The organism is Eubacterium sp. AF34-35BH (assembly GCF_003477765.1).
In the GTDB taxonomy this organism is placed as follows: domain Bacteria; phylum Bacillota; class Clostridia; order Lachnospirales; family Lachnospiraceae; genus Eubacterium_G.
Genome location: NZ_QUDZ01000015.1, coordinates 1,826 through 12,582, shown reverse-complemented (window position 1 = coordinate 12,582; position 10,757 = coordinate 1,826). Strand labels below are relative to the sequence as shown.

Genomic DNA, 10,757 nt, shown 5'->3' with positions numbered 1-10,757 from the left:
TATATGCCTACGAAAAAGGGAAAAGCATTATGAGCGCAGAAGTATTGGCAAAGGTTTGCATCTTATACAATACTTCAATGGACTACTTACTTAATGGTTATGAATCAGAAAACAATGTTATAATTCCGGAAATAATGATTTCTTTAGGAAAATATAATGTTGAACAACAGAAACACATGTATGCAGCATTGAGTCATATGATGAAAGTGTTTGCGTAAGAAGAGTAAAAATAAAATCACATTTATGGCAAAAGTCATAAGTGTGATTTTTTTTTACTAAAATCTCGTACTATTTTCATACTCCTTTTCGTATTATCCTCGATTTTAAGTTACCCCGGAAAATTTTACAATAAGTGCATAGTCATTGAGGTACCAACCCAAGGCTTAGCTTACAAATACATAGAACAGGTTTCTACTATATTAATAGTGAATCTGCACTACGCCGTGATTAGTGTGGCTTTGTGGTAAGAGCAGCATTATAGCGAGGCAGATTTATACTGGCGACGGTCAGAGGTAAAGAAACAAATATCGTGTAGGAGATTTAATAAGGCGTTTCTCTGTTGTGAAAACAGTCGATAGACATTCAGACGTGATGACTATGTAGATGTAAGTTACCATTTATAACAAATATCATTTTAAAGAAGGTAACAGGATGAAATATGACAAAATAGAAACAGGAGTTAATTTAAGACAGTTAAGGATAGAAAACAAATTGTCACCGGGAGAAGTAAGTGACATAGTTGATAAAAGTGAATCACATATAATGCAACTGGAAAGAGGAAATAGAAACCTTACAGTAGAAATGCTTTGTAAGTTTGCAGATGTATATAATGCAGATCCCAATACTATTCTTGGAATACATACATCAATGTCAGAAGAATTGTATGCAGAATTGAGTATGTTGTCTATGGATATAAGAAATAAGTTATGTTCTAGTTTCTTGGAAATTGTAAAAAGTGTAAAAAACGGACAGAGGTGATTATAAATGACAAAAGGTGCACAAGTAATGATAAGAAATCAGAAAATAGAAAAAAATTCGTAAGATATGGTGAAGGGGCACAATTATATTCAATGTCCCAAAGTACCTTTGAAAAACTTGCAAAGGAAGCAAAAGCTATATATAAGTACAACAAGTTAGTATTAGTAAATACTGAAAAAATAGATGAATATTTAGAATTATTTCATGAATTTTAGAAAAAGACCTTTCATTGACACTTGACTTTTTGGAGTACAAAAAGTAAGATATTGGTAAGTGCAGGGAGGTGTAGATAATGTCAAAAATGGGAAGACCAAAATCTGATAATCCAAAGAATAAGAAAGTATCTACAAGATTATCAGAAGCAGAGTACGATCGTTTGAAATTATATGCATCTAAGCATTCTCTTACAATATCAGAAGTGATTAACTTGAGTTTAGAATATTTGTATTCTAGCAGAGAGTGAAAATGAAGGGCCTTTTTTGTTTATTTGAAAGGAGACCAATCATGGAAAAGAAACGTAAAGATAGTAGAGGAAGAGTTCTTCGTAAAGGTGAAACATTTCGTGAAAAGGAAGGTAGATATTCGTATGAATATAAAGATACCTTTGGAAATAGGAAGACAATTTACTCTGTAGATTTATTGAAATTACGTGAAAGAGAAAAACAAATAGAAAGAGACATAAGTGATGGACTCAACATGTATGTAGCTGGGAAGGCAACATTAAACTATTTGTTTGAAAGGTATATGGATACAAAATATAATTTACGAGAAAATACAAAAGTAAATTATAATTATATGTATGACAATTATGTTAGGAATACCATAGGAAAAAGACTTATAGCTGACATAAAATATTCAGACATCGTTTATTTTTACAAAAGTTTAATTACTGAAAAAGGTTTAGAACTTAATACAGTGGATACAATTCATACGGTAATACATCCGGTGTTTTCAATGGCAGTTAGGGATGACGTTATTAGAAAAAATCCAGCTAGTGGAGTATTGGCTGATATTAAGAAAGAGAGTGGTAAAAATAAAGGAATAAGACACGCTTTGACAATAGAACAACAGAGAGTTTTTATGAAATATATGATTGAAGAGGAACAATTTAATCATTGGATTCCAATTTTTACTATTTTATTAGGAACGGGATGTAGGGTAGGTGAATTTATAGGACTTAGATGGGAGGATGTTGATTTTAAACAAAAAGTAATTAGTATAAATCATAGTATAGTGTACGTGTGCTATGGTAAAGGTGATGGTAGGAAGAGCCATTATGCAATATCTTTGCCTAAGACAGAAGCGGGTATAAGATACATTCCAATGACAGACGAAGTATATGATGTATTCAAAGCAGAGTATTATAGACAACAGGAGAATGGCTTTAGTCAGTTTTCAATAGAAGGAATGTCGGGATTTATATTTACAAATCGTTGTGGAAGAATTTATAATCAACAAACTTTAAATAAAGGACTAAAAAGAATATCCGAGAATTATAACCAGAAGGAATTAATAGATGCAAAGAAACAAAAACGTGAACCTATTATTCTACCACATTTTACATGTCATCAATTAAGGCATACTTTTGCAACAAGATTATGTGAAAGTACAAGTAATTTAAAAGCAATTCAAGATATTATGGGACATGCAAATATTGAAACAACAATGGACATATATGCAGAAGCCACAGTAGGAGCAAAACAAAAAGCAATTGAAAATTTATCAAACAATTTAAAACTTTTTTAGAAAGAGAACCTTATTGTTAGGGACGTAAAAAGTGACAAAAGACGTGAAAAGGACGTAATAATAATATTCTTTTATACATTATAATACACTATGATAAGTTTGACTGAATTAGGGAAATAATGATAATACCTTGTAGTATGGGATAATAAGTATAGCATATTAGTATTCCCGACAATGAAGCAGTTGGATAAATAATTTATCAAATAAAAAGATTAAGCACTTTCTAAAAAGAGATTTTTAGGAAGTGTTTTTTTAAATAAAAATAAGTCAGAATAAAAATGAAACTCCATTAATTTCGGAAACTCAAAGATTATTTTATAAGCATATACTAACAGCAAGGTATGATAAAATACTTTTGTCATCGTTTGAGAAATTATGTAAAAGAGGTTGATAAAATGAAAAAGATAGCAACCCAAGGAGATATCTGTTTACAGGGAGATTATGATTTTGTATATAAGGTCGCAGAAATAACTTATACTTTGTGGGAAGACGAAAATCGAAAGCAGTACCATGATTTATTAAAGGCGCTATATAGCACAGAACGTAAGTTTTTGTATTCCTGCAGAAGAGCCGGTATAGCACAGTCTGCAAAGAAAGGAAATCTTTGCCCTAGCCTTTCTATTATATAAAAAAAGATACATTGACAAAAAATGAGGAGTTTATTTTTTTCCTATATTCAACTAACATTAAACCCGAAAATTGCAACAAGGACATATAATTAACATTAAATAAAGGGGCTAAGGTGAAAAAAATAACAAAATACTGGAAAAAATTAAAAATAAGAACTCAAATTATTTTAGTTTACATACTTATACTTATCTTATCGTTTGCACTAACATTTACTTTCGTATCAATGGTTAATAACAAATACACCAAAATGGAAGTTGGAAAAGCAGGGGAACAGACTGTTAGTGCAGTTCAGGGAAACTTGTCCCTTGTTTTTGAAAATGTAATACAACTTTCTACATATATATATTTTGATGATATAGTACAGGGCTCATTGAAAAAGATTAATTCCAAAAATATTGAAATTGAATACCAAAAGAACATAACAAAAAGTTTGTTTAATATGATATTATCGGGAGATTATATTTCAGGTGTGTACATTTTTGACAAATATGATAATTGTTACAACTCTTATAGGAAAACGCCAAGAAAAATAGATAAAAACATTAGGAAAACTAACTGGTATCGAAAAATGGAAAAGGCGAACGGAAATGGCTTTTTCTATAAAGGAAGCGATGGAACTATTGATTATTACCAAAATAATAACTATTTGTGTTATGTAAGACAAATTGTTGATAAAAATAATTACAAACCAGTGGCAACTTTGTTAATAACTCTTGACCCAAATGTATTACAGGGATATTTTAATCAGGTTTCTGATGACAAAAACCAGTTTTACATTGTGGATTCAAAAGGAGAATACGTTGTCGAACCAGAAAACAAACAGGAAAATTTTGTTAAATATACAAAAGATACTAAAAGAATGTCACAAGGCTTTGAAGAAGTAAAAACCTCTAAAGGAAAATGTATTGCTGTAGGTCACAGTATGGGAATACAGGATTGGAAAATAATAGGAACATTTTCTCTTGATGAAATATCTTCATTAACCCCTTACTATTCCACAGTAATCATTATTATCATGTGTCTTAACATTATATTTGTATTTTTGTGCTCAACCTTGCTAACGTATTTGATTTTTAAACCTATTGGAAAAATTGAAGAACATATGAAATTAATAGAAAATGGTAAGTTTATTACAATGGAAAGTGACGAGTACGAAAACGAAATAACCAATTTACGTCAGGTTTTTAATCATATGATTTTGTCAATAAAAAAACTTATGAACAAAGTAAAAGAAGAGGAAGGAATTATTGCCAAAGGAAAATTGGATATAATTTATGCTCAAATAAATCCTCATTTTTTGTATAACACATTAGATGCTGTGTCGGCGTTAGCATTAATGGAGGAAAATGAAAAGTGCTTTGAAATAACTCAGGCATTGGGAAATTTTTATAGAAATAGCTTGAACAGTGGCCTTGATTACATAACTGTGGAAGATGAAATAGACAGTATTAAAAGCTATATCACTATTTTAAATATGAGATATGACAATCAAATTAAGGTGGACTATCAGATAGAGGAGTCAGTGAAGAAGGAAAAAATATTAAAACTTTTGCTTCAACCGTTAGTTGAAAATGCAGTCCATCATGGATTGAATGGTGAGGAAGGTACTGTAAGCATTAAAGCTTTTTCTCAGGATGATGAAATTATTTTCATTGTGTCAGATGATGGCGTTGGAATGAGTGAAGACAGGGTCGAGGCAATATTGCATGGGAAGAATATAACAGGAAAATCAGGCTTTGGTTTGCACAGTTTAATACAGAGAATCAGACTTTTATACGAAATAGAAAATCCTATTATTATACAAAGCGAAATTGGAAATGGAACAGAAATAATTGTAACAGTTAAAAAGATGAAGGGGGAAAATTATATATGTTAAATGTACTATTAGTGGATGATGAAAAGTTAGAGCGGGTTTTAATTCACAAAGGCTACAGCTGGGAGGAGAATGGTTTTCGAATTGTAGGAGAGGCGGCTTCTGGAAAAGAAGCATTGGAATACATGGCGTACCATCATGTAGATATTGTTGTAACAGATATAAATATGCCGGTTATGGATGGTTTGAAATTTTCTGAGAGACTGTTGGAAAAGTATCCTAAATGTAAAGTCGTAATAGTAACCGGCTTTAGAGAGTTCGAATATGCACGAAAAGCCATAAAACTTGGAGTGGAGGAGTTCCTACTAAAACCTATTAATATAAAAGAACTGGCAGAGGTAATGAACAACTTAAAAAATAAACTAGCCAAAATCAAAGAAGAAGCTTCAAAGGTTGCAAAACTTAAGGAAAGTGTCGAAAAGAATTATGACATACTAAGGGAAAGTCTACTTTTAAGATTAGTAGAAAAAAGAATTGATGAAGAAGAAGCTTTAAAGAAAATGAACACTTATAACTGCATAAAACTTTTAGATGGTGTAGTGTGTGCAAATATTAAAATCAAAGAGACTCAGGAAAAAGAAAACTATCGAAAGGTGTTCGATTTTATTCAAAATAACAGTGGTGAAAATGCTATTTCCTTTGTACATTTTATGCACAATATAGTAATTCTTTTTGAGAATACAGATTTGAAAGAATGTATGGCTTATGTTAATGACTGGCATAAAAAAATTAATTCTATGGGGATAAGTGTAACTATTGGAATTAGTGAAAAAAACAGTGGCTTTGGTGGTATATCAACGTCATACAATCAAACCAACAAAGCTATTGAAGCGTCTGTTCTTTTAGGCAGAAATAAAGTTATTGGATATTCAGAATACAAGAAAATTATGAATCAAAATAACATAAAAAAGGAAATTGACTGGGATGAATTTTTAGAAGCGATAATTAACTGCAAAATGAAAAATGTTGAAAATCATTTAAACGATTATATAGAAGTAATCAAAGATACTAAAATTCCGGATGAAGAATATCTTAAATTAATGACTATGACAATGATTATGCGCGCAGGTTCCACTTTAAATAAATATGGAATAAACTTATATGAGCTAATAAATGAAGAAAAGGTGTTTAGTGATGTAAGAGGAATTACAAGTTTAAAGGACGTTTCCGTATGCACAAAAAAATACATTGAAACTATTTGCGAGTACCACAATCAGAAGAAAGTCAAAAGAAATACAAATGTAATTAAGGATGCACTTGAATATGTAAATAGAAATCTATATAACTCAAAACTTTCTTTGAAAAAAGCAGCAACAGATTTATATACAAACGAGAGTTATTTAAGCAGAGAGTTTAAGAAGGCGTATGGTATGAGTTTTGTTGAATATGTATCAAGGAAGAGAATTGATGCAAGTAAGAAGTTACTTAAGGAAACTAATCTGAAGGTATATGAAGTGGCTGAAAAAATAGGTTTTAAAGATGCACATTATTTTTGCATATGTTTTAAGAAACAAACGGGTCAAACAATAAAAGAATACAGAGGCGCATAATAAAAAAGGTTAAAAATTTGAGTAAAATTTTTAACCTTTTTTAGTCAAAATATTAAATTGAGATAGGCGTTATGAATAAAGTATACTTTGGTTATAAAAATTGAGGAGGAGATACAATGAGAAAGAAATTTTTTAAGAAAGCGTTGGCACTTACTTTAGCGTCAACAATGGCATTCTCAATGGTAGGATGCGGAAGTAGCAGCAAGGATAGCAGCGAAGGAAAAAGTGATGATGGAACAATCACTTTAAATGTTTGGCACCAGTGGTCAAACGACACTAACGAACTTAAGGGCAGATATGAAGAAGCTGTAAAAGCGTATGAAAAAGAAAACCCTAAGGTAAAAATCAAAACAGAAACTTTAGACACAGAAGCGTACAAAACAAAAATTAATGCTGAATTTGCAGGAGATGCAAAGGGTATTGATGTATTTTATTGGTGGGGCGCAGGCACAGCTAAGAAGCTAGTTGATGCGGGAAAAGTAATGCCTTTGGATGATTACATAACTGATGAAGTTAAGTCAAATATGATGGAAGGCGCAACATCAGCCTTTGAATATGATGGTAAGTTATATTCAGTTCCAATGTTTTCATGGTACATGACATTGTTCTGCAATAAGGCATTATTTGAAAAGGCTGGCGCAAAGCTTCCTAACACATATGATGAATTAGTAGATGCTGTTAAGAAGTTAGAAAAAATAAAAGGCGTTACACCAATGGCTGCAGGAGCAAAGGACGGATGGAATGCAGCTTTTGTATATCAGGCATTAGCGTTAAGAGAAGTTGGAGCAACAGGTGTAAACGATATGTTATCAGGAAAGAAAGAATTCGGTGACGAAGGTTACACAAAAGCAGCAGAAAAAGTAAAAGATTTATATGAAATGGGTGCATTTGGCGACAATCCTTTAGAACAGGGTAACGATGATGCAAATGCAGCATTTGAAAATGGAAAAGCAGCAATGAGAATTATGGGAAGTTGGTTTGCTAACAATGTATACACTGACAAGGCAGCAACAATAAAACCAGAAGATGTTGTAGCATTAAAGATTCCTACAATTTCAGATGGAAAAGGTGAAGCAACAGATTATTGTGGTGGATTCGTTGAATCATTCTGGGTAAACAATAACACAAAATATAAAGAAGAAGCAGCAAAGTTTGCCATTTACATTAATGAAAAAATGGGTGTTGCATCATACGAAACAGGTTCAGGATTTAGTGGATGGAAAACAAAAGCAGACGAAAGCAAGTTAAATCCATTATTTATTCAGATTAAAGATTTATTATCAGAAGGAAAGCAGGGCGTACTTGCATGGGATACATCTTTAGAAGCAGAACCTGCAGCAGTACATAATGAACAGGTACAGACTTTATTTGCAGATGGAGCAGATGTAAAAGCGTTTATAGAAGAACATAAGGCAGCAATTAATGGTAAATAGTAAGTGAGGCGGGAAGTATTATGAACAAAATGCTTGGAAATAAAAAGTACATATTAATATTTATATTACCGGCGTTAGTTTTATTTATAGGATTTACATTGATTCCGTTAATAACATCAGGTATATACAGTTTCTTTGAGTACAACGGGATTGGGAGCAAAACATTTATCGGCATAAAAAATTATATACAATTATTTACTGAGGATAGATATTTTCCTCTCGCAGTTAAGAATTCATTAATACTTGTTGCAGCATCATTATGTATTCAGCTACCAATATCTTTAACATTGGCTTTGGTATTATCAAAAGGTGTAAAAGGAGACAATTTTTTTAGAACCATATATTTTATTCCAGTTGTAATATCAAGTATGGTTATTGGTCAGTTGTGGTTGAAAATGTTTAATAGTGACTACGGTGTAATTAACACCGTAGTCAGATATTTTATACCAGATTATGAACATTCGTGGTTAACTAAAAATGCATTTCTGACAGTATTGATACCCTCTATATGGCAATACATTGGTTACCATTTGATTATTTTCTATGCCGGTATTAAATCAATATCAACTGATTACTATGAGGCTGCCCAAATTGATGGGGCATCAACGTTGCAAATTTATAGAAAAATAACTTTACCGTTGTTGGTACCTGTAATAAAAACCTGCGTAATATTTGCAATAACAGGTTCTCTAAGAGCATTCGATTTAGTTTATGTTATGACTGGTGGTGGACCAAATCACGTCAGTGAAGTTCCTGCCACATTAATGTATAACAACTTATTTAGAAAAGGCTTATATGGTTATGGAAGTGCTCAAGCCTTTTTCATAGTAGTAGAATGTTTAATATTTACATTTATTGTAAATAGGATATTCAAAAAAGCAGAGAAAAATGTGTCAGCAGTGTAGGAGGGGGAAATGAACAAGAAGAAATTAAAATCAATACCAAAATTTACAATATTATTGTTAATTGCAATAACTCAAATTTTCCCCTTATATTGGTTAATAACATTTTCTTTAAAAAGCAACACGGAAATATTTGGAGAGAATGTTATAGGATTACCAAAGATATGGAGATGGGACAATTATGTAACAGCTCTAAGTTCTTCCAACTTAATACGATATTTTCTGAACTCTGTTTTATATACAGTAGTTACAGTAGTTGTAGCTGGCGTAATAGCAGCTATGGCAGCATACGCAGTTTCTAGAATGATATGGAAAATGAGAAATATTGTCTACGGATTATTTATGATAGGAATTATGATACCAGCGCAGGCAGCGTTACTTCCACTATTTCAGATTTTGGATAAATTAGGCTTAAAAGGTGGTTATTTAGGACTAATGATTCCGTATATAGCAGGTGCGTTACCTATGAGTATTATGATTTTAGTAGGCTTTTATAGAGGTATACCAAGAGAAATGGAAGAGGCAGCGTACATTGACGGATGTGGAATTTTTAAATGCTTTGTACAAATTATTTTACCTATGGTAAAACCAGCAATAGCTACAGCTTCAATATTTACATTTTTAGGAACATGGAACGAATTAATGTTAGCTAATACATTTGTGGATAGCGATATGTATAGAACACTTCCTGTTGGAATAATGTCTTTAGCAGGTCAGTATTCAACAGAATGGGGACTAATTGGGGCAGGTATGGTTATAGCAACTTTACCTACGATAATTATATACTTCTTCCTAAGCAAACAGGTTCAGGAAAGTTTGGTTGTGGGAGCTGTAAAAGGTTAAAATTGAATTATAATTACAAATGAAATAGAAGCTAATCTCAAAAAGTTGAAAATAATGTGCACTATTTCCTTCAGGTGTAAAAGACAGAAAATTCAACAATAGAGATTAGCTTATTATTTAATGCTAAATTTCTACATGATTAATATTACTTTATACTATAGTAGTTAAATATATTAGAAAATTACAAATCAAATACAGAAATTTAAAGTTGTTACAGTATTTCTGTGCTCATATTAGGAAAAACAAAGACTACTTTTTGCCATAATGTATTGGCGGTTGAATAAGATTATTTGGTAAAATAATCGAAAAAAGAAAAAAAAGAAAAAAGTTGTTGACAGGTGTATCCAAAGATGGTAGTATATCTCTTGCACTCGCAAAGAGTGGGTGCCAAACAACTTAAATCTGTTAGTTGACAGAAAAAAAACTTTTTTGAAAAAAGTTAAAAAAAGTTGTTGACAAACGTAAATAAGTGTGTTAAATTAATATGGCTGTTGAAAAACAGCAAACAAGAACATTGATAATTGAACAGCAACCATCCCTGAAAATTCAAAATAAATTTTCAGAGCGAACATTGTTAAATGAGTAATCATTAACGATTTCCAAAACAAACAGTAATGGATGAATGGCTAACGTCATTCTGACAGAACAAACACTTTTAACGAGAGTTTGATCCTGGCTCAGGATGAACGCTGGCGGCGTGCTTAATACATGCAAGTCGAACGAAGCACCTCTCCCGAAGATAGACCCAGCTTGCTGGGAATTGATTCATTTGAGGTGACTGAGTGGCGGACGGGTGAGTAAC

At 31.8% G+C, this 10,757-nt stretch carries 11 protein-coding genes and 1 rRNA gene (1 of these 12 cut by a window edge); all 12 read left to right on the top strand.

What is annotated here, in order from left to right; all coding sequences use genetic code 11:
* Window positions 1-218: helix-turn-helix transcriptional regulator (locus tag DWZ69_RS12205; RefSeq protein WP_199640880.1), on the top strand; the 218-nt coding region annotated here is incomplete at its 5' end.
* Between the two features lie 433 nt (window positions 219-651).
* Entirely contained in the window at window positions 652-978 is a 327-nt protein-coding gene (locus tag DWZ69_RS11775; RefSeq protein ID WP_118437171.1) for a helix-turn-helix transcriptional regulator, read from the top strand.
* Entirely contained in the window at window positions 975-1,193 is a 219-nt protein-coding gene (locus DWZ69_RS11770; protein ID WP_243081057.1) for a DUF6462 family protein, read from the top strand. Before DWZ69_RS11775 ends, DWZ69_RS11770 begins: the two co-directional genes overlap by 4 nt.
* A gap of 77 nt (window positions 1,194-1,270) precedes the next feature.
* Window positions 1,271-1,441 (top strand): CopG family transcriptional regulator, encoded by a 171-nt coding sequence (locus tag DWZ69_RS12200; RefSeq protein WP_198006725.1) that lies wholly within the window; start codon window positions 1,271-1,273, stop codon window positions 1,439-1,441.
* Between the two features lie 41 nt (window positions 1,442-1,482).
* A complete protein-coding gene (locus DWZ69_RS11765; RefSeq protein WP_118437169.1) occupies window positions 1,483-2,724 on the top strand; it encodes a tyrosine-type recombinase/integrase in 1,242 nt (413 codons plus the stop codon).
* A 395-nt stretch (window positions 2,725-3,119) separates the two neighbouring features.
* Window positions 3,120-3,353, top strand: a complete 234-nt coding sequence (locus DWZ69_RS11760; RefSeq protein ID WP_117999420.1) for a hypothetical protein — start codon at window positions 3,120-3,122, stop codon at window positions 3,351-3,353.
* A 113-nt stretch (window positions 3,354-3,466) separates the two neighbouring features.
* Complete coding sequence (locus DWZ69_RS11755) at window positions 3,467-5,230, top strand: histidine kinase (protein WP_117999421.1); 1,764 nt, start codon at window positions 3,467-3,469, stop codon at window positions 5,228-5,230.
* Window positions 5,224-6,777, top strand: coding sequence for a response regulator (locus tag DWZ69_RS11750; protein WP_117999422.1), 1,554 nt, complete (start codon window positions 5,224-5,226; stop codon window positions 6,775-6,777). The genes DWZ69_RS11755 and DWZ69_RS11750 overlap by 7 nt, the downstream gene beginning before the upstream one ends.
* A gap of 116 nt (window positions 6,778-6,893) precedes the next feature.
* Window positions 6,894-8,210 (top strand): extracellular solute-binding protein, encoded by a 1,317-nt coding sequence (locus tag DWZ69_RS11745; protein ID WP_243002586.1) that lies wholly within the window; start codon window positions 6,894-6,896, stop codon window positions 8,208-8,210.
* Window positions 8,211-8,230: 20 nt separating this feature from the next.
* On the top strand, window positions 8,231-9,115 hold the full coding sequence (locus DWZ69_RS11740) for a sugar ABC transporter permease (protein WP_117999423.1): 885 nt from the start codon (window positions 8,231-8,233) through the stop codon (window positions 9,113-9,115).
* 9 nt (window positions 9,116-9,124) lie between these two features.
* Window positions 9,125-9,955 carry a carbohydrate ABC transporter permease gene (locus DWZ69_RS11735; RefSeq protein WP_117999424.1) on the top strand — a complete coding sequence of 277 codons (831 nt, stop codon included), beginning with the start codon at window positions 9,125-9,127 and terminating at the stop codon, window positions 9,953-9,955.
* A gap of 654 nt (window positions 9,956-10,609) precedes the next feature.
* Window positions 10,610-10,757: ribosomal RNA gene (locus tag DWZ69_RS11730) — 16S ribosomal RNA — on the top strand; it runs 1,453 nt beyond the window's last position.

Excerpts from the sequence above, each read along its gene's own strand:
- DWZ69_RS11775 (WP_118437171.1), top strand. The coding sequence starts at position 652 with ATGAAATATGACAAAATAGAAACAGGAGTTAATTTAAGACAGTTAAGG.
- DWZ69_RS12200 (WP_198006725.1), top strand. The coding sequence starts at position 1,271 with ATGTCAAAAATGGGAAGACCAAAATCTGATAATCCAAAGAATAAGAAA.
- DWZ69_RS11765 (WP_118437169.1), top strand. The coding sequence starts at position 1,483 with ATGGAAAAGAAACGTAAAGATAGTAGAGGAAGAGTTCTTCGTAAAGGT.
- DWZ69_RS11760 (WP_117999420.1), top strand. The coding sequence starts at position 3,120 with ATGAAAAAGATAGCAACCCAAGGAGATATCTGTTTACAGGGAGATTAT.
- DWZ69_RS11750 (WP_117999422.1), top strand. The coding sequence starts at position 5,224 with ATGTTAAATGTACTATTAGTGGATGATGAAAAGTTAGAGCGGGTTTTA.
- DWZ69_RS11745 (WP_243002586.1), top strand. The coding sequence starts at position 6,894 with ATGAGAAAGAAATTTTTTAAGAAAGCGTTGGCACTTACTTTAGCGTCA.
- DWZ69_RS11740 (WP_117999423.1), top strand. The coding sequence starts at position 8,231 with ATGAACAAAATGCTTGGAAATAAAAAGTACATATTAATATTTATATTA.
- DWZ69_RS11735 (WP_117999424.1), top strand. The coding sequence starts at position 9,125 with ATGAACAAGAAGAAATTAAAATCAATACCAAAATTTACAATATTATTG.